General features: G+C 47.4%; 12 protein-coding genes. 7 read left to right on the top strand and 5 right to left on the bottom strand.

Annotation, left to right across the window (positions count from 1 at the left end; all coding sequences use genetic code 11):
• Nucleotides 1-2 precede the first annotated feature (2 nt).
• From BM114_RS10280 to BM114_RS10260, 5 genes are all read right to left on the bottom strand, one after another.
• A complete protein-coding gene (locus tag BM114_RS10280; RefSeq protein ID WP_092113157.1) occupies nucleotides 3-2489 on the bottom strand; it encodes a glycoside hydrolase family 97 catalytic domain-containing protein in 2487 nt (828 codons plus the stop codon).
• 70 nt (nucleotides 2490-2559) lie between these two features.
• Nucleotides 2560-3978, bottom strand: coding sequence for a DUF4832 domain-containing protein (locus tag BM114_RS10275; protein ID WP_092113154.1), 1419 nt, complete (start codon nucleotides 3976-3978; stop codon nucleotides 2560-2562).
• A 119-nt stretch (nucleotides 3979-4097) separates the two neighbouring features.
• A complete protein-coding gene (locus tag BM114_RS10270; protein WP_092113151.1) occupies nucleotides 4098-5912 on the bottom strand; it encodes a RagB/SusD family nutrient uptake outer membrane protein in 1815 nt (604 codons plus the stop codon).
• A 12-nt stretch (nucleotides 5913-5924) separates the two neighbouring features.
• Entirely contained in the window at nucleotides 5925-9356 is a 3432-nt protein-coding gene (locus tag BM114_RS10265) for a TonB-dependent receptor (protein WP_255406488.1), read from the bottom strand.
• A 112-nt stretch (nucleotides 9357-9468) separates the two neighbouring features.
• The gene (locus BM114_RS10260) at nucleotides 9469-10668 is read right to left on the bottom strand and encodes a FecR family protein (RefSeq protein WP_092113147.1); all 1200 of its coding nucleotides are present in this window, start codon (nucleotides 10666-10668) and stop codon (nucleotides 9469-9471) included.
• A 209-nt stretch (nucleotides 10669-10877) separates the two neighbouring features.
• Between BM114_RS10260 and BM114_RS10255 the strand changes: the two genes are divergently transcribed.
• From BM114_RS10255 to BM114_RS10225, 7 genes are all read left to right on the top strand, one after another.
• Nucleotides 10878-11507 (top strand): RNA polymerase sigma factor, encoded by a 630-nt coding sequence (locus tag BM114_RS10255; protein ID WP_092113143.1) that lies wholly within the window; start codon nucleotides 10878-10880, stop codon nucleotides 11505-11507.
• A gap of 697 nt (nucleotides 11508-12204) precedes the next feature.
• Nucleotides 12205-14340 (top strand): adhesin, encoded by a 2136-nt coding sequence (locus tag BM114_RS10250; protein WP_092113140.1) that lies wholly within the window; start codon nucleotides 12205-12207, stop codon nucleotides 14338-14340.
• An 8-nt stretch (nucleotides 14341-14348) separates the two neighbouring features.
• Nucleotides 14349-14537 (top strand): hypothetical protein, encoded by a 189-nt coding sequence (locus BM114_RS10245; protein WP_369808420.1) that lies wholly within the window; start codon nucleotides 14349-14351, stop codon nucleotides 14535-14537.
• Nucleotides 14538-14798: 261 nt separating this feature from the next.
• Complete coding sequence (locus BM114_RS10240) at nucleotides 14799-15989, top strand: purple acid phosphatase family protein (protein ID WP_092113210.1); 1191 nt, start codon at nucleotides 14799-14801, stop codon at nucleotides 15987-15989.
• Between the two features lie 217 nt (nucleotides 15990-16206).
• Complete coding sequence (locus BM114_RS10235; protein ID WP_369808419.1) at nucleotides 16207-16809, top strand: RNA polymerase sigma factor; 603 nt, start codon at nucleotides 16207-16209, stop codon at nucleotides 16807-16809.
• 98 nt (nucleotides 16810-16907) lie between these two features.
• Nucleotides 16908-17858 (top strand): FecR family protein, encoded by a 951-nt coding sequence (locus BM114_RS10230; protein ID WP_092113137.1) that lies wholly within the window; start codon nucleotides 16908-16910, stop codon nucleotides 17856-17858.
• 51 nt (nucleotides 17859-17909) lie between these two features.
• Nucleotides 17910-21326, top strand: coding sequence for a TonB-dependent receptor (locus BM114_RS10225; protein WP_255406487.1), 3417 nt, complete (start codon nucleotides 17910-17912; stop codon nucleotides 21324-21326).
• Nucleotides 21327-21331: the final 5 nt, after the last annotated feature.

Here is a 21331-nt window from a genome sequence, read left to right as displayed (position 1 = left end):
GCCTATATTCCTTTTTCTTTTAGTATTTTCTTCATCTCCTCCGCCCAGATGGCGTAGGCCGCGGCCGTGAAGTGCACATTGTCGAAGGCATATTCCTTCTTGAGCCGCTTCCCCTCGGTCAACATGGGGTTCAGGTCTATGCACGGCAGCCCTTTCTCCTGCGCCAGTTGGTGTATGAAGATATTCAGACTGTCTATCATGCCCACCTTGAAGTTCTGCGTTTCCGGATCTTTCTCCGTGGGGTAGGTGATGGCGTGCATTACGACTTCTATGCCATGAGCCAATAAGGAGTCTACCAGGGAACGGTAGTTCTTCTTCGTCCTTGCAAGGGGAATTCCCGACCCGATGTCGTTGATGCCTCCTTCGAGGAAGCAGACGCGGGGATGCCGTTCTATCACATATTGACGGATGAGCCAGATGAAGTGGGAAGTCGTGAATCCGCCGAATCCCGCGTTGACGACATCCTTCCTCCCGGTATGTCTGCCCCAGTCGCCGCCCAGTTGTACCCTGGAGTCTCCGAAGACTACGACATCCTGCCTCTTGCTCCGCGGGGTCAGCTTTATGGCATAGCCGCCGCCCGGTGCCATGCGCATCGTGAGGCTTTCTCCCGGTTTCACCTCCGCGGTTTTCATCGTGTAGTCGCTGCCTATGCGGTCGGCGTTCATCCCGTCTTCCACGAACTCGGCTATGTAGGTGTCGTTCTCGCCCAGGAAGTCGAGCTTGATGTCCTGCGTGTGCCCTTCCCAGTCGGCCATGCCCGCCACAAACCAGCTGTCGTCTTTCCGCCGGGCGATATTCACATATCTGCCCACCTTGCTTTCCAAGGGCAGCGTCTCGTCCCATGTCGTCGGGATACCCGCGAGGAACTTCAGGAATTTCGGCTCTTTCTCGTAGGCCGTGGGTGAGTCTGCCAGCATCTGCAGCGGGGCATTGTAGACCACATACATCGCCAGTTGTTGGCAGCGCGTGCCCTGACTCATCGGGTGCTTCTTTATCATGCGCCAATCTTCTTGGTTGGAGTTGGTCATCGCCCCGGGCGTATAGTCCATCGGCCCGGCGAACATGCGGATGAAGGGTATCGTAACGGCGCCTGTCGGCGTCGCGCCCGTCCCGGCAATCTTGTTCCATTCCAGTCCTTTCACGCCTTCCACATTGATGCAGTTCGGATAGGTGCGCTCCAGACCGTTAGGATGGTAGGCGCCGTGGAAGTTGACGAGCAGCTTGTGCCGGGCAGCCTCTTTGAGCAGTCTCTCCTCGAAACCCACCACCATCTGGTCGTCCCGGTCCATGAAGTCTACTTTCAGTCCGGCAATCCCCCATTTCCCGAAAGCCTCCATGGCTTCCGCCATCTGCTTGTCGAGCGTGTGCCATACACACCACAGGAAGAGGCTTACCCCCCTGCCGCGGGCATATCGTGTCAGTTCCTCCATGTCTATCTGTGGATTCACCTTCAGCAGGTTGAACTGGTCGCTCCATCCCTCGTCAAGGCTAATGTATTCGATTCCGTTCTTTGCGGCGAAGTCTATATAGTATTTATAGGTGTCGGTGTTGATGCCCGCCTTGAATTCCACACCTGTCAGGTTCATGGAGTCCCACCAGTCCCATGCCACCTTGCCCGGCCTTATCCATTCTGTGTCCGGCAGTTGGCATTTGGCTCCGAGCAGCCATACAAGCTGGTTGTCCAGAATGTCCTTGTCGTCCTTGGCAAAGGCGATGATGCGCCACGGAAACTCCCGTGTCCCCCGCGTCCTTGCTATGTAGTCCTCCGTTTCTTTCACCACGAGGTTGAAGTTTTTGTGTCCGCCGGGCAGCGTTGTCTTCGGATGTTTCGCATGGATGGCCGTGAGCGTGTTTGCGCGCTTGCCCGAAGACATCAACGACATGCAAGGAAAGTCTCTCACATCCGACTCATGCAGTAATATATTCATCTTGTCGTCCGGCTTCACCAATACGGGCATGCTGGAGTAGTTCGGTTTCAGGGATTTGTCAGATACGGTCTGTATCCGGTAGTCGGCCTCCGATAGCGCGGGGTGAAAGAATGCCTTGTAGTTGTCAGCGAACTGATAGTCTATCTGCTCGTCCTTGACAATCAGATTCTTACCCATTCGTGTCGCGAACCGCCATGCGATGCCTTCGTTATAGGCACGGAAGATAATGGCATAGTCGCCCTTGCAATCAAGCCGCAGCTCATTGTAGTTTTCGCGGACGGCCTTGTTAATGCCATATACGGGATGTAAGGTTTGGCTGATACTGCGCCTTACCGCTTTTCTGACGATGACATTTGTTCCTAATGCCTGCTTGTCTGTTGTCAGGCAGATATGTGGAATACTTAAATACTCTTTCCCTTGATATCCTATTTTTATATTAATTTCATTGTCTGTTTGTATTTCTGTCGTGATACGGCCATCAGGTGAAGCAAGCTTATAGTCTGCTGCGTGAGAATAGATGCAGCAGAGAAAGCTGGCGGTTATTATGAATAGTTTCTTCATTTCCAGTTCTTTGAATTTACAGGTATAGAGGAGGTTTTCATTTCCCCTATACCTGTTTTTTGATAGGGTCTTATCTTATCCCGACTTCTGTTACTTTATACAATTTTCTATTGGCGGAGTTAACCCCGTCATACGGTAAATTGATAATAGCCTTATTGTTCTTGTCTACCATGCAGACATAAAGGGTCAGATTCCCGGCTGTAACAGTAGAAGGGATATTGGCCGTTAGCGTACGCTCTAATGTCAATTCGTCTTTCCCGTATTTCAAGTCATTGCCTTTGGTCGATGTATCGGTAATCCCGTAGACCTCTTTGTTATTGTTGTCTAAGAGGACAAATCTGGGATAACACTCTATTGTACAGCAACCGACTCCTACATTCTTAATACTGTATTTAATACTGAAGTCCTTTCCTCTTGTAAGTGTCTCTGGTAGGGTAATCTCCGGGAATTGGATGCGGTAGCCCATTTTGAGCGTCATGCTTTCGACGACTTCTTTTACTCCGTCTAACAGCAAGCGTGAGGGTGAGACATGGATGCGGCAATAGTTTGCACAGGCCGCAACCATCTGCTGATAATACCATTCGTCTGGTTTGAGCCAGGTGTCGTCCTCTAATCCAATAACGGTAGTCCCATCCTTGAACTTGTCTAATATGGTTGCATTATATGCACGTCCGGGAGGATTAGAGGATGAGCCCACTCCGATACTGTGGTCGTCTACACCATAGCCTTGGGTCTTGGCATATGCACAGGCATTTGCTCCATAGTCATCGTTTATAATCAGTTGTGTATTGGGGAAGCATTCCCTAAGCAAATCCACATGCTTCTTGATGTCGTCTTCCGTGGCATTTACGCCTATCTGATAGCTGTTCCCCTCGCCCACACGGCCGATGGATCCGATTTCTATAAACTCAATCTTGCTGTCTTTATAGTGCTCTGCCACGGCTTTATAAAAGTTCCCCAGCTTCTCGAGGAGGATGGGGTCGCTGTAATCTGCCATCCAGGCGTCGTCATCATGATTCCCGTTATTGTCAAGGTATCTGCCTTGTGCTCCGGCGTCTCTTACCCATAAAGGAGTAGCTTGCCTGTTGGCATAGTCCCAGAGGAAATTCGTGTAAAACTTGAATCCTAACCGTTTGCCGGCAGCAGTCCAAGGCTTCGCCACATTGTCTATAACAGCCCAATTGTACTTGCCTTCTTCTGGTTCTATCTTATTCCAACTCAGACGGAATGAAACGATATCGCACGGAAGCCAATCCAGCAAGTCTGTAACATCATCGCCACTGGGAACCATCACATCGTCGAAAGTATAGTACATCTGGTTCCATCCCATGCCGGGATTGACCAGTACTTTGTTGTTGTCTGTCAGCTGGGTTGTCAAATCCTTGGCTGGTATTTCTGGGATGGGCGGAACATCTTCGTTCTTGTCATTGCTGCACGCTCCTAAGATTAGCGAGATGAATAGGGTTGTCAGGAAATATTTCTTCTTCATGTTATAAATCTATTTGATGAGACTTTAATCAGAGTTTCCCCTCGTTCAGCTTGATTTTTTCCTCTTGCGCAGAAGAGGGGGCTCCAATGGAAAAGTATTGAAACTGTAACTAAAAGTATTTAATATCCAGGGTTCTCCACAAGGTTCTTGTTGTTAGAGATGCGTGTTGCCGTAATGGGCATATAGTAATTACGCTCATCGAAGACGGGTGCTGCCACGCCGTCATAGTTCTTAAGCAAGGATAGCTTGTATTGGCGTGTCGTGTAGTCCAAGATGTAACGAAGCCCCGTCCTGTTAACAGGAATGACGCTCTGGGCGATTCTCCAGCGTCTCAAGTCCCAGTAGCGATGCCCCTCAAAGGCAAGTTCTACTTTGCGCTCGTGCCGAATCTGGTCTCTTGTGAGAGACGGCAGGGTCTTGATGCCCGCGCGGGATCGAATCTGATTGATTGCGTCCAACGCCTCTGCGGTCTTCCCCAGCTCAAAGGCTGCTTCCGCATAGTTCAACAGAACCTCTCCATAGCGGAATAGTATGTAATCAGTACTTGAGGTCTCTCTTTCGCCTTGGTTGTCGTGTGACTCGTCCAAATACTTCATAACGCCAAATCCCGTTCCGTAATTGTGGTCTACATATTGGTCGCCGCCGGCAGCAACGCCCTCATACGCTCCGTCCATCTTTATCGTTCCATCTGGCAGTATCAAACCGTTATGGAAGTCAACCGTACCGCCTTTCCATGCTGTACCTTGCGTCCATATCGTAGCATAGAAGCGCGGATCCTTATTAGCCCATAGCTCATCCGTGGTCCACAGCCTGTTCTCCAAAGTGCTGCGGTCAAGGTTTCCCGGAGTTCCGTCTGTATGCTCGAACTCCTCCGCCATCTCAAGGTAAGGCGCATTCTGATTGCCGGCTCCCCATGCGTGAGGCTTTGGGCACTGGAAGAAATCCCATATCCATCCGTTGCCTCCGGAGGTGGTGCGCTGCGTTGCATCATGCTGAATCATCATGATAACCTCGGTATTGTTCTTCTTCAAGAAAATATTCTTGAAGTTGGCAACCTTGTCAGCATCGGCATTATAGAGACTGTATTCTCCTGAGGACATAATCTCCTTACATGCATCGTATGCCTTCTGGTAATAGTCGGAGGCTTCCGAGGCGTTAAAGCCAAGTAACCCGTTTGACAGAACCTTTCCAAACTGAGCTATACTGCCAGCATAGAGGGCTGCACGGGCTTTCAGAGCCATGGCCGCAGCCTTGGACGGCCGCCCAAGTTCCGTTTTCGCACGAGAGGGCAGGTCGCCGGCGATGTCATCCATTTCTGAAAGGATAAAGTCGTACACATCTTTCTCCGTATTGCGCGGTGCATAGAGTTCGCTTTCAGGATCTGTTGTCAGCTGAGCCTTCAGGATGAGTGGTACACCCCCATAGCGTTTTACCATGAAGAAATAGTTAAAGGCGCGGAGGAAGCGAGCCTCGGCGGTGCGTGAGGTTCGGTAGCTTTCCGGAAGTGTAGAGGTGGCTATGCCCTCAATGAACTCGTTGAGTACACGGTTGTTTTCATAGGCAAGCTCCCACCATTCCAGTATTCCTCCGGAGTTGGTAATGCCTGTGCTTTTGGCTGTAATGGACTGGCCTTTTATCCAGTTGCTTACGGATTCGTCTGCCAGCTCATTCACGATAAAGGGTCCGTTCCAGTTATCAGTCTCCATATAGTAAGTGGTATACTCTTTTGGATTGCGGATACGGGGGCACTCGTTGAGCATTACGGTCATCTTCGTATAGGCCAGCAGCAGTTTGCTGTCAGCAAGGGTCTGGTCTTTATAGACCTGAGCGTCTGATATGATGTCAAGAGGCTCTCTGTCCAGAATGTTATCTGCGCATGAGGCAAGTAACACTATGGAGAATAGCGGCAATATGAATTTACAAAGTTTTTTCATTTTTGGTACATTTTAGAATGAGACATCTAAGCCGAATGATATCGTTTTATTCAGGGGATAGGAACGCCCGGTCTCTCCAGACGGCGATTCTGGATCAAAATGATATTTGTGCAGACCGCTGAATGTAAGTAGATTGTAGGCCGATACATTAACTCTGAGGCTTTCTATTTTCAAGGCTGAGAGCAACTTGTGAGGTACGGTATAGCCTAATGTCAGGGTCTTCAAGCGCATATAGTCAGACTTCACGAAGTTGTTTTGGGTAATGTAGCTGTTGGTGGCAGCCCCGCTCAGTCTTGGCACAAGGGCATTGGGATTATTGTTCTTTTCCGTCCACCGCTCATCGTAGACGAAAGAGTAATAGTTGTCTCCGCCGCTAAACAACAGTTTTTTGTAGAAACCGAAGGCACCTTGGAAAAGCATTGACAGGTCAAAGCCTTTATAGGACAGGTTGAAGTTGAGTCCTAACATCGTGTGAGGAAGCGTGCCCTTGCCGATTATATCCTGGTCTCTCCAGTCAATCTTTCCGTCTTCGTTGCGGTCTACGATAATGAGGTCGCCGGGGCGGAGTGTAGAGTTGCCGCCTGGATAGGTATAGGTAAGGTTGTCAATCTGTTCTTGGGATGTGAAAAGCCCATTGGAGATGTAGCCTATCTGGCGGTCTACCCATTGCCCGGAAAGCTTGTTGAGGCGAATTTGGTCTTCGTCTGTATAGTCGGCCTCCTCATAGTGTATCCATTTCGAACGCGACCAGGACAGGTTGGCCTTTACATCATAATGGAAATCGTTGATTCGTCCTGCCGTGCCCAGTTCCAGCTCCCATCCTTTGGTGCTTTGGCTGTTGATGTTCTCCAAAGGTAGCGTCGCCCCGAAAGAGGTGGGCAGTGAGGTATTGCGCCGGGCTAGGATGCCGTCACGCTTGCGATAGAACATCTCAAAGGAACCGTAGATTTTGCGGTTGTCATAAGAGAATTCAATACCGCCGTTGGTGATGTGCATCTTCTCCCAAGTCATGTTCGGATTGGCAAGGCCTGTGGACTTGATGGCATTGCTGGAAGTATTTCCAATCAGATAGGTCATCTCATAGAGCTTGTATCCTGAAAGATACTGGAAGTTGCCAATGGCATCATTACCCATCTGCCCATAGCTGGCCTTGAGTTTCAGCATGTCGAACTTGAGATTTTGCATGAAGCTCTCTTGCTCTATTCTCCATCCTACCATGATGCCGGGGAACCATCCCCAGCGATGGCCGGGGGCAAAGTGGGCAGAAGCGTCGGCACGGAGGATGAGTTCCAGCAGGTATTTGTCAGCGAAGGAATAGTTTAGGCGGCCTACCCAGCTCTCCCTTCCGTTCTGTGTCGCGCTACCGTTGTTTGTCGCTGTTGCCGTGCTGCCTATAAACAATTGGTCAATTGAAGGAGTGATGAAGTCTGTGCGGGATGCGCTTAAGTCATCGCTCTTCGTGTCTACGCTTTCAAAAAGTGCCATTGCCTTTACCCTATGTAGGTTTGCAAATAGCCGTTCGTAGTTCAAAGACAACTGTGTCGTGAGCACGGTGCTGTATCCCTGAGTTTGCTCCAATGCAGCCTTGGTATAGTAACTGCCATGCAGGGTATACTCGTCGTTAGCATAGTTATAAGTGTAGAAGTTGATGGGCTTATGGAAAATCTTTGTCGGATAGTCGGATTTAGAGTAGTTGATAAACGCCTTAAAGGATAAGCCCTTGGCATATTTGAAGTCATAGGAGAGCGTTCCAGAGAGATTGGTCGAATAGACCTTGCTCCTGTTGTAGCCGGTTATGTCGCGGTCGGCAATAAGGTGTATGCCCCCCGTCGCACCTCCGGCGTAGGAGTAATAGTCTGGATTGGGAAGGCTTGCAGGGTAAATTGGCAGTGTATACCAGAATGTGCCCCAGATACTGTTCTCGCCCGAGTACGCATTGCGCGCAGGATAGTTCCTGTCATGGTAGTTGAAGTCTGCGGAGACCTGCAGTTTCAGCCTGTCCGTAATCTTTGCATCCAGGTTAGTCTGGAAGGCATAACGCTGATAATTACCGAAGTTGGTCTTAAAGATGCTCTCCTGCTTTGTATAGCCAAAGTAGCTGTAGTAGGAGAAACGGTCGCTACCCCCGCGGATGGACGCATTGTATTGCTGCATGGGAGCCCAGTTGCGGATAATCAGGTCGTACCAGTCGGTGTTGGGATACTGGGGGTCGGTGCCGTCATAATACTTCTGTACTTGCTCTTCCGTGAACGGGGGAGTGAGGGTGGTGTTCGCTCCGTTCTTGTTATAGAACTCCTCGCGTTTGAGTTCGGCATGCTGGCCGGAAGACACCGTCTTCGGCATATCCGTTACGCTTTGCAGGGTGAGCGTTGCCCCGGCCGTAATGGTGGGCTTGCTCAGGCGGCCGCGCTTGGTCGTAATCAGCACGACACCGTTGCCGGCACGGGAGCCGTAGATGGCGCTGGCGGCATCTTTCAGAATGGAGATGGACTCTATCGTGTTCGGGTCGATGTAGCGCGCATCACGCTCCACACCGTCTACGATGAAGAGTGCGTCGCCAAAGCCTCGTATGCTCAGGGTAGCGTTGTCGCTACCGGGGACGCCGTAGGTCTGCGTGGTAATCAGGCCGGGCACACGACCGGTGAGCATGTTGGAGGCACTCACCTGCGGGGTGGCTACAAGGTCTTTGGCCGTAACCATTGAGATGGATCCGGTGAGAGACTCCTTGCGCTGGGTGCCATAGCCCACCACGACCACATCGCTTAGGTTGCTGATGTCCGTTTCCATGGTTACATTGATGACGCTTTTGCCGTTGGCGGAGATGTTCTGCGGCTTCATCCCGATGTAGGTGTAGCGAATTACATCACGGTCGGAGACATCGTTGAGGGTATATTCCCCGTTGATGTCGGTAACGGCACCCGCGCTTTTCCCGCTGATGGTGACGGTTGCGCCGATGACGGGCTCCTTGTTCGCGTCGACCACCTTGCCCTTCACGGTGCGTTTCTTCTGCTGCTGGGGGGCTTGCCTTTCCCTGGCCGTGTTGGAAAACTTGCCCGTCTGACCGCCGTTCCTGCGGTAGAGGGTGATCTGCCGCCCTGCGCGCTTATAGGAAATGGCGGTGCCGGAAAGGAGCTGCGCCATCACCTCGTCGATGCCCTTGTTCCTGGTGCAGATTGACACGCGGCGATTCAGGTCGCTGCTGACCTCGTCGTTATAGATGAATACATACCCGTCGTTCTTCTCGATATGCTCCATCACACTCCTCATGGTTACATCCGTCATGTTGAGGGTTACGCTGACACTCTGCGCGTCGGCACCTCTGGCGGAGATTCCAAGAAGGCATGGGGAAAACAGCAAGGCAGAAAGAAATGCGATTTCCCCGATTTCTCCATAAACTTTCCGTATTATTTTATGGATTTCAGATTTTGTTTCGTATATTTGCATTTTGTTTAAGGTAAAGATTGAATATTGTAGTAATATTGTTTCTCAATGTTAGTTGCAATAGCGGCCGGATGATGTGGCAGCATGGTCCGGCCTTTTTTATGCGGTTGCTATCTCATGGGCGGGTCTCCTTTCTTTTCTCTGTGAATGTTACATGATTATGGTTTCTTGTGTAAGTAGTGGATGTCAGGAGTGAGATGGAGGCGAGTATCTCGTCAATGTCGGAGGTGAGAAACAGCTTGCCCGTGATGAGCCGGCGCGACAGGTAGGAGTTCTGGTCGCTGAAATCGATGTTATAGTATTTGCCCACCTTGGCCAGCACCTCAGCCATAGAGGCCTTGTTGAAGATGAGATAGCCGTCTTTCCAGCTGGTGTAGTCGTTCACATCCACTTCCTCGAGCGTGAGGTCCCCGTCCTTAAGGGCCGCTCTCTGGTTCGGGCGCATGTAGGTAGTGCGGTGGTCGCGCATGCTTACCTGCACTTTTCCGTGCACCAGGACGACGAAAACCTCGCTTTCCTGCCTGTAGGCAGATACATTGAAGCTGGTGCCATGTACCAACACATCCAGCTTTTCGGTATGGACGAGGAACGGTTTCCGGGAATTCCGGGCTACATCGATGTAGATTTCGCCGTCTACCTGAATGTCTCTCGACGAGGCGGCATAGGCAACGGGGAACTCGACCTCGGTGCCAGAGTTCACCCAAACCTTGGACAAGTCGGGCAGGGTGAGGAATGAACGCTTGCCGGCGGGCACCGACAGCCGGGCGATGTTGTCGCCTGCAGAACCGCCGGGCATGCCGAGACTGCGCCCGTTACAATAGATGCGTCCGTCGCTTATCCTCACATCGGCGGAGTCTGGGAGGGCTATCTTGTCATCGCCTATCGTCAGCACGATGTTCTCTCCTTGCAGGATCTGACCGGTGAGGCTGGTCAGGCGGTCGGCCTCACCACGCTCCCGGCCGGTATATATATAATAGGTGGGGATGATGAGCAGCAGGGCAATTGCGACGGCGGCAGCCCAGCGGACGAACCTGACGCGGCTTGCCCTCCTGCGGCCGGTGGCGGCGATGCTCCGCAGGATGCGCTCGTAGGTCTGCGTCGTGTCGGGAAACTCCCTCTTTCCGAGAGTGATGCTGTCGCATACCGATATGGCACAGTCGAAGGCTTCGCGCTCTTCGGGGTGCTCGCTGATATAAGACTGCCAATAGTCGTCCAGCTCCGGCGTGCGGGTCAGCCGCCACAGGATGAACAGACGGTCTTCCCGCTGCAGGAAGTCGGTGTGGGTGGTCTTGGTCTTTAGCTCGTCTTTTTTCATGAGAAGTCTGTCAGGCTTTTTACGAGAAGACACCTGAAGCCGCGTTTTGTGGACAGGGCGGCTTGTCTTTTTTGCTATATTTTACATTTTTTATACTTTTTGGGAAGAATATTGAATGAATGTTAAACCAGCGGCACCAAGGCCGTTTTACGGAAATTTGCGATACCTTTGCAACGAATCCCTTGTGATTGGGAAGAACAGACTACTAGATGAACCAGCCCTTGACTAATGAGGAAAAGCATAGAAGACTCGAGGACTATTGGACGATTTTCGTCAATAGCGAAGACTTTGACGAAGGCGCGTTTGCCATGGTCTACACGCTGACCGCGGACGACCTGAGGGCTTACGGGCTCAGTCTGGGAGGCGATGATGACACCTGCAAGGATGTCATACACGACCTGTTCTATCATCTCTACATCAAGCGGAAGGGCCTGCAGGGGTGCGAAAACATCTGGAACTATCTCTTCCGGGCTTTCAGGAACAGGCTTCTCAATGCCCGTCGGAAGAGCGGCCGTTTCCTGAACATGGAGCCGGGCGATCAGCCTTTCTCCGTGGAGGTGTCAGTACTCGACACGCTCATCGACGAGGAGGAGCGGAGAAGGTTGAAGCTGATGGTGGAGGAACTGCTCGCCGAGCTGACACCGCGGCAGCGTGAGGCCGTCTATCTGCGCTATATGCAGGGCCTCGACTATGGAGAGATTGCAAAATTATTGGACATGAATGTGGAGTCGGTACGAAAGCTGGTTCATAGGGCAATGGTCAATCTGCGTCATAAAAGTAAGATGACATCCCCTTTAGCCTCATTGCTTATTCTTCTTTTGTGGGGATTGCATCATTGAAGGAGATATTTGTGCTGGTAGTATGTATGTCGTGGGTCCGTTAATTCCATGACTGGATGTGTTTAGTAACAATTTTCTCTACTTGTAGCTTTTTTCTGGAGCTTGCTTACATCTTCTGCCTGGATGACAGGAGTAGGGTGGGAGGCTTAGAAAAAATGCAGTACCAATGCATCCTGGGCTTCCCAAGCTTGGTGTTGAGGACGCATGATTATGACTACAGAACACGCCAAGCACCTGCTGAGGTCTGCAGGAGGAGATTTACAAAATATGGGTAGGGATTCTGGACAACAGAGCTTGGCGGCTCCCAGTTTCATGTCATCTCATTCTTTAAGGAGTGTTCCTTGAACCTTGAGCCGACTAATAACAAAACACAACAATTCGTAAATATTATTAATTTTCGGGGGGTAAATCCGTTTCTTTTTTTCTTTATATTTTTGCGATCAAAATACTTGCTAGATTAAAGGTGTTATTGCTTGCAAGTAAAATCGAGAGTAAAAAACAAGAGCCGCATATAATAATCTTAATCAAAATCAAATGCCGCATGGGAGACATTATATTCGAGGGCAAACGGCGTTGTGTCATTAAGTGTCTTTCAGTACGGAAAGGTGTGAGTGCGTCTTCGTCTACATTAAAAAAATATGATAAAACAAAATTCAAGAATATGCAAAATTTTATAAAAAGCAAAAGATTAAGAATTATGAAATTAAATTTTGTACTTGCGGCTTTGTTGGCCGCGATTTTCCCCACGAAAGCCCTTGCCCAAGGACAGGACTCAGAATATAAATGGGTGGGAAACTCCATCGCCGATTTCATCAACAGCAGCGAGGAAGACATGAAGACCGTCTATCTATATAATGTAGGTACGGGGAAGTATTTGAACATCGGATCCAATTGGGGTACGAGTGTGTCGGCCTATAATGTAGGCATGCCCATCATCCTAACCGCACAAGAAAACGGCACTTATCTAATACAGGGGAACCTCACAACATCTGACGGGCAATACCTTGGATTTCCCAATCCGCCAAGTAACCCGACTGAAACAAATAAGTCCGACTGGGATCGGGTCTACTGCGACCGAAAATCTGGAAACTCAAATCTCAATTGGACAATTCATGAGACTGGTGATGGAAGCAAAACCTATACGCTCTATTGCTATAACGGCAGCGGAGCGGCAATGGGCGGAAACAGGTATATGGTTGTCTCCAATGAGGCCTCTTCGTCTAACCGCCTGGATTTAGTTTATCCTACCGATATTAGTAGCTACGGCCAGAACGCACAATGGAAGTTCATTACGCTCAGAGACATGAAGAATGCTTTCAAGGCGCAGTTCGCCTCAAATGAAGCCCCCGCCGATGCCACTTTCTTGATAAAAGACCAGGACATGAACCGCAGCAACAAGGATGCGGGTCTGTGGGTGGCCGAAGGGTTCAGTTACAGCATGAACAGTTCCTATAGCTTCTTACAAGACGCACAATACACTTATTATGTGGGAATGGGACAAAGACCCGATAGCAACGACGACTACCAGCGTCAGTACGGAAGCTATTGGATAGGTTCCATACGCAATCTGGGCCAGGACACCCACGCCAACGGCACACTGACACAGGCGGTAACGACGCTGAAAAAGGGATGGTACCGCGTTTCCTGCGACGGCTTCTACCACACCAATGGAGAGATGGTTTCAAGCCTTTTCGCCTATGTAGAGGGCAGTTCGGCGGGTCAGTCGAATGTGTCCACAGAACTGAACCTGTTCAACGAAGAATTCAGCTATGACGCAGAGGCTCTGGCCAAGGTATATAAGGCAGCGGATGCATCTACCCAAAGTCCCTATGTCAAGGCTGCTAAGTTGTTTGAGACTGGGGGCTACAACAACTCTATCCTAGTCTATGTACCCGAAGACGGTAAGGTGCTGAACATCGGCATCAGGGTGAAAGATTCTGCCGATGAACTCGACTGGACTACATTCGACAACTTCCAGTTGAAGTATTGCGGAGACAACGACATGGTGCTTGACGAGACCCAGACCTCGCTTGACTATCTCACAAAGCAAGGATTATCGTCCAACAATGCCTATACGCTCATCTTAAAGCGTACGATAACTTCTGGACTATGGAATTCCATAACTTTGCCTGTTGCACTTACGGCAGCCCAGTTCAAAACAGCATTCGGTGATCAGGCAAGCTTAGCCAAGTTGAAGGGGCAAGATGAGAACATTCCAACACGCATAGATTTTGAATCTGTAGACCTTACAGAGGATGCTACCATTGTAATAGAGCCGAACCAACTCTATATCATGCGACCTACCCGTAATGCTAATGTAACAGATGGAAACTATACGAAAACACTTACCGACCATTCTATAATAACGATTAATGCCCCTTACTTTACCATTAACAATGTTGTTCCAGAAACCTCTCCGACTGAGACTTTCAAAGAAGACTCCAAGCCGACGACCACAGAGGCTAACAATATACAGTTCTGTGGCACGCAAGTTTACCAACAAACAGCGATAGTCCCAGTCGGTTCTTATGTGTTGGGCAATAACGGAATGTGGTATCATACAAAGTCTGCACTCTCCATCAAAGGTTTCCGCTGCTGGATAGCCACCAATGTAGCTGCTGGTGCAAAAGACCTCACCTTCACCCTCGATGGTGAGGACCAGGGCAGTGTAACAGGTATAGAGGGCATGCAGACCAACATTTTTACAGATCAAAAAACATCTGGAGGTGTTTATAGTGTAAACGGCCAACTCGTGCGTCGTGATTCCTCCTCATTAGAGGGGCTCCCCAAAGGTATTTATATCGTGGGTAATAAGAAATATGTGGTTAAATAAAACTAGGAATGATGAGAAAGACTTATATTACTCCGAAGATGGAGACTATCAAAATCTACTCGAAACAAATTATGGGAATAACATTCTCGCAGGTCGATAACGATGGTGATGGAAAGACAGACCAGCAGCCTATCATAGAGGATGATCCCATTGAAATAGGTGCAAAGCCAGGCTTTTCCTCAGACTGGGAAGAGTAGGGCATAAGCAGATTGGAATTCGTTCTGTACCTGAAGGAAGTGCTTTACGAAAACAGGTATAACTCAAAAAGACTTCTCATGCCTATCATGGGAAGTCTCTGTTTTTCATAATAAAAGACGAAGAAAGATTTGGAGAAACGCCTTTAGTGAAGAATAATAAAAAAACAAAATTATTCATATAACATTGGTACTTTTCTGGCTGTATTGCGTATATTTAAAATATATAATATAATTTCGAAGTTGCAAATACGACTTATGAGCATGAGACATATTTATTCCGTATTTATGGTGAAAGCTATTTCCATTTCGGCTATGCTACTGGTTGCTATACCGACATTTGCCATTAGAATTACCCATGGCCCATATATCTGTGATATGGACTCTACATCTACGACAATAGTTTGGTTTACAGATAAACCAGGATTGTCATGGGTTGAACTGGCAGAGGCCGGCGGGCCAGATCATTTCTATGGGAAGGAACGCAACAAGTATTTTGCGACAAGGCGTGGACGGAAGTTGGCTGCGGACACTCTCCACCGAGTACGGATAAACGGCTTGCGTCCAGATTGCCTTTACCGTTATCGTATCTTTACCAAAGAGATGAAACAATGGCGTTGGAACAACAACATCACTTACGGGGATATTGCTTCTTCCACTGTTTACAAAAGAGAACCTTATACTTTCAAGACCTACCCCGCGGGGGTGAGAGATGTCTCGTTTCTTGTCTTGAACGACATTCATGAGCGGGCTACAGATTTAAAAAAAATGTGTAAGGACATCGACTTCAGCAAACTCGACTTCGTTTTACTCAATGGAGACATGTCAAACTATGTGGGAACATCTGCCCAAATTTTCAAGGGATATATAGACACGCTGGTTAGTATGTGCGTAAAGTACATTCCTGTTTTTATGTGCAGAGGCAACCACGAGACGCGTGGTGCCTTTGCCGACAAGCTTTGGGACTTTTTCCCTACGGCAAACGGCGAGTTTTACCGTGTGCAGCATGTGGCAGGAATAGACTTTCTCATCATAGATTCCGGAGAGGATAAACCCGATAATGACATAGAATATGGCGAAATTTCCAATTTTGACGCTTACAGGGAAGAACAGGCAAGATGGCTCGCCCAATTGAAAAAAGACGGAAGAATAGGCAAATACCCAGTGGTAGTGTTCTGTCATATTCCCCCTCTCTTGCAAAACTGGCATGGCTGTTATCATCTTAACAATACCATTTTGCCCGAACTGAACAGGATGAATGTATCGCTGATGCTTTCTGGACACCTTCATCGCAACGACTACCAAGCTCCTGGCGAGACAATGAATTTTCCATGCCTTGTTAACAGTAATATGAGCTATCTACTCTGCTACACTAAGAATGGCAGACTTGAAGTGGAAAGGTCGGAAGAAAACGGAAAAAACAAAAAGCATTTCATCTTTGAGTTGAAACACTAACACAGCATGCACTCAAAAGCAAAAATATATGAGCACAGTCGTTTCGTTTGCACTAAAAGCCAACCCTTCGCTCCAGCCTTGGAATAATACCTTTTGTTGCAAGCGAAGCGGTTATACCCTTTTCGGTGTATTTGCATACTGTATGCTACCCGTAAACTTTTTCTGAAAAAACTGAATTACAAGTGTCCTCGCAGAAAATTTCCCTTGGTGTATCCTAATGCTAATTAATATGAGTCACAGTGTAGATTTTGAACCGGCAAAATATATTTTTGCGTTGCGAGAAGGCTCTTATGAGGCTTTCGACATAATCTATAATCATTACGCCGACAAGATTTACAGTTTTTGCATGACTCAAACCAGGGACAGAGAACTTTCTCAGGATATTGTCCAGGACACTTTTCTCAAACTGTGGATTAACCGCAAGAACATCGATCCGGACGGGAACATCCAAGCCTTCATATTCACGATGGCTCGCCACAGAATAATTGACGAATTCAGAAAGCAAGTGGCCTATGTGGAATTTGAAGACTATGTCGTACTTGAGAATCTGCATAGTGCGGAGACACAGGCCGACCAACAACTAATTTACGAAGATTTCTTGCATCGAGTGGAACTATGCAAACTGCGATTATCTCAACGGGAGATAGAGATTTTCAAAATGCGCAGAGAGCAGAATCTTCCCATCAAGGACATAGCAAAAAGACTCAACCTTTCGCAACAGACCGTTAAAAATTATATTACTTCTTCACTGAAAGTATTTCGCTCTGTACTGTTGAAAGATCGCTTCCTAATAATCCTGTTGCTTGTCTTTTTGTCTTAGCCAAACCTATAGGCCGCAAACCCTTAATATGTGTTAAAAACAAATCTGGCAATAGTACTAGAAGAAACTTTGGAAGTATTATTTGTAAATTCTAATTGATGCTAAATGTAGAATTATACCACCGTTATTTGCGAGGCAAATTGTCTGAAGACGAACTTGCCTCTTTCAAAGAAGATGTTGGTTATGTCTCCGATGATGACCTGTGGCAAATGATGGAGGCTGAGAATTCCTTGGTAGACGACATAAATGTAAAGATAACAGAAGAACAGCGGGAGGAAATCCTTAATAACCTCCACCGCAAGATAAAGAAGCATCCATTTGGTACTTTCTTAAAATATGCTGCAGCAATGTTATTTGCCGTAGTATCAGTGACTTTTTACCAGCTGTTTTACCATAGTTCTGATAAATGCCCCCTCGCTATGTCAGAGGTAGTTTCAGTTCCCGGAAACAAAGCTAAAATTGTTTTGCCTGACGGAACAAAAGTAGAGATAAATAGTGCCACCGTTATGCGCTATGCTGTTGAAAAACATGGCAGAAGAGAAGTAATCATTAAGTCAGGGGAAGCTTACTTTGATGTGGCCAAGGACTATGACCACCCTTTCCATATCTCCGTTAACAACATGCATATAGAGGTTCTAGGCACAACTTTTAACATCAATGCCTATGGCCCCCAAATTAGCACTTCACTTTTCAGCGGCAGCATAAGGCTGACCGGCACAGGACTCAAAAAAGCCTATATGCTCAAGCCTGGCGAGAAATCCATATATGAAACAACTAGCCATCAACTTTCGATTGGGCAAAACAACAAAGATGAAGACTTAGGCTGGAAAAATGGATACCTTATATTCAACTCCACCCCTTTATGCGAGGTGATTACTAAAATCGAACGCTGGTATGGGGTGAGAATCAAACTTGAAAATTCCCAATATGCAGATGACAAACTTACAGGCTCGTTTCACAATGAAACCTTGGAAAGCGTACTCAACTCTCTAAGCATGCAGTACAAGTTTAAATACCAGAACCAGAAAGGTGTCATTATCGTGAAATAATTGCAAATTGAACCTGGTAATAACCGTAAAAACTATAAAATGATGACAGTAATGAAACAACACAAGTGGGAAATCCCATTGCTGACTTGGATTTTTCCGTTGCTTTTGGTACCATTGAAAACCTTGGCCCAGCAAGAGCTCGTTACGCTGAATATCAAGAATGGGGAGGTAAAGACCTTTATCAACAAAGTTGAACGACAGACGCATTACACTTTTGTATACCGAAACTCGGTACTTGATCCGAAGGAGAAAGTATCTATCATATGTAAGAAAACCCCATTAAGCAAAGTGTTGAATCAGGTGTTTGATCCCATGGAGATAGGCTACACGGTGAATAACAACACGATAGTGTTAGTAAAAAGAGCCCGGACACCCCGTCCCCCTTCTTCTGCGTCTAGTCCTCAGAATGGTATAGGAAAGGACAAGGTACATTATGTGAAAGGCTCTATCGTAGACCATAACGGGGAACCCATCGTTGGGGCAACCATAATGCTGAAGGGTGGAAACAATGCAAGCATAGGGACTATCTCGGACATAGATGGACGATATGAACTGGCGGTACCCGAAGATGGCATATTGTCTGTTTCATATATAGGCTATAAGACCCTAACCGTATCGGTAAAAGGACGCAACAAGATAGACTTGACCCTAAGTGAGGATGTTTCCAAAAGCCTTGACGAAGTGGTGGTTGTAGGCTATGGCACGCAAAAGAAGGCCAGTCTCACGGCATCCATCGTCTCATTGAGTACGAAAGATTTGGTGCAGACCCCTCAAGCCAATGTGAGTAATATGCTCGTTGGCCGTATGCCGGGCTTAATCGCTATGCAGAGGAGTGGGGCTCCTGGCGAAGACGAATCGACCTTGCTAATTCGCGGTGTTAGTACATTCACTGGTAATACGGCACCTTTGGTAATGATCGATGGTGTAGAGCGCGAAAACTATAACGGTATCGATGCCAACGAAATAGAGACTATCAATATCCTAAAAGATGCCTCTGCAACAGCTATATATGGAGTGAGGGGTGCCAATGGAGTGATTCTCATTACGACAAAAAGGGGGAGGTTTGGCAAACCCAGTATCAGTTATTCTGGCAATATTGCTATTCAGCAACCTACGGCTCTTCCGCATTACCTGAATAGTGCTGATTATGCCATACTGTATAATGAAGCTATGAAAAACGATACCTATGCCAATGGAAGTACCTATGAGCCGAGGTTTACGGACGAGGACATCGAATTGTATCGCAATGGTACGGATCCTATCTTTCATCCCGACATGAACTGGTCGCATGATTTTCTGCGGAAGTCTACTTTGCGAACCCAACATAACTTTAATGTATCAGGAGGGACAGACCGTGTGGATTATTTCATTTCTGTAGGTTATTTCGCCCAAGAGGGTATGTACAAGAACACGAAGATAGACAAAGACCATGATGTAAATGCGCATGATGCCCGTTATAATTTCCGTTCAAATCTTGATTTCAAGATTACTGATGATTTCAAAGCCACCGTACAGCTCGCTACACAGATTGAGGATGTCAAGACTCCAGGCGCAGGTAATAGTAATGTGTGGAAGGATGTGTCGTATGCCAACCCTATGACATCGCCTGGTATCATAGACAATAAAATCATTCGCCTTAATGGGGTGATGAGCAACACCAATCCTTGGTCCACCTTGAGAGGTAATGGCTACAATTACGACAGCAAAAACAATGTGAATACCACATTGCGTTTGGACTATGACCTGTCAAGGGCTCTTCTAAAAGGACTTTCCGTTCATGGGAGCATTTCTTATGACAGTTATTATTATAGTCGAAAATCCTTCCGCAAAAGCCTGCCCTCTTATATAGCCGAGCGCGACCCTGCCAATCCCGACAACATATTGTACATTCCTACCGGCGAGGAAAATGTATGGAGTGCCAGCTCCAGTTACGGTAAAAATCGCAAAGTGTATATGGAGGTAGGAGTTAACTATGCACGGACTTTCGGAAAACACTCTGGCACGGCTATGGTACTTTATAACCAAAGCAAATACTACTCTCCTTCCCTGCAATACTATGTGCCCAATGCCTATCAGGGGGTCGTTGGTCGTATAACCTACGATTACGCTTCGCGATATTTGGCGGAATTTAATATGGGGTATAACGGTACCGAAAACTTTACAAAAGGTAAGCGCTTTGGTTTTTTCCCCGCGTTTTCTGCAGGTTGGGTGGTTACAGAAGAGCCGTTTTTTCCCAAAAATGATATTTTGGTATTCATGAAGATCAAAGCTTCCTATGGCATTGTTGGTAACGACAAGATCGGTGGAGACCGTTTCCTATATTTGCCGTCTTCATATGGTGATGCTGAAAATGCGGCGATCAATCAATATAATTTCGGTACGGGCTCATCCCCCTATAATTCTCTGATGATAATAGAGAACAAAATCGGTAATCCGGATTTGACTTGGGAAAAGGCCAAAAAGATGAATCTGGCATTGGAAATGAATTTCTTCAAGAACCATTTGACTACAACAGTTGAGTTTTTTAAGGAAAGACGGAACAATATTCTCGCCAATCGAAATACCACGCCGATGATTATAGGTGCCAATCTTCCAGCGTATAATATGGGAGAGATGGAAAATAAAGGTTGGGAAATCGACATTAATTATCGTAATAACATTCGCAACTTCAACTATTGGGCACGCTTCAACTACTCGTTTGCAAGAAATAAGGTGTTGTACAAGGATGAAATCAAGACCCAGTATAGTTATCAAATGGAAACAGGTCGTCGACTCAGTCAGTTTTTCGGATTAGTTTCTGACGGTTTCTATAACTCTTGGGAAGAAATCAATGCGCTTGACCGTCCAGTAAGTGCTTGGAACAGCAACAAACTTCAACCTGGCGATATCAAGTATGTAGACATTAATAAAGATGGTGCCATCGACATGTATGATGAGGTTCCTATAGGATATTCGCCTACCCCCGAAATAATCTATGGCTTTTCTTTCGGGTTTAATTGGAAAGGTTTTGACATGTCAGCCTTATTCCAAGGTGCAGATAATGTTTCAATCAAATATTTTGGCCGTTCCTTGTGGCCATTTATCAATAGCCATGAAAGTGCGAAAGAACTTATCAAGGAGCGTTGGACTCCAGAGCGCTATGCCGCAGGAGAAATAATAAGTTTCCCACGCTTGTCGCTCAGTCCGAGTAAAGACACCGACAACAATTACCGGGATTCGGACTTTTGGATAAGGGATGCAAGCTATTTGCGACTGAAAAATGTTGAAATAGGCTACACCTTTAGTAGGAAGATGGTAAAGCCTCTTGGCGTACAGAGTATCAGGCTTTTCGTAAGCGGTTCCAATCTCTTTACTTGGTCTGATGTCATCGATCTAGATCCAGAGGCTCCATCGAGAGCGGGAAACGTGGAAATCAATACTTACCCTTTACAGAAAATCTACAATGTAGGACTTAATATTAATTTTTAGCGATT

Source organism: Prevotella sp. KH2C16, from assembly GCF_900113305.1.
Lineage (GTDB): Bacteria > Bacteroidota > Bacteroidia > Bacteroidales > Bacteroidaceae > Prevotella.
Note: the sequence above shows the minus strand (reverse complement) of the source record. Positions and strands in the feature narration are given on the sequence as shown.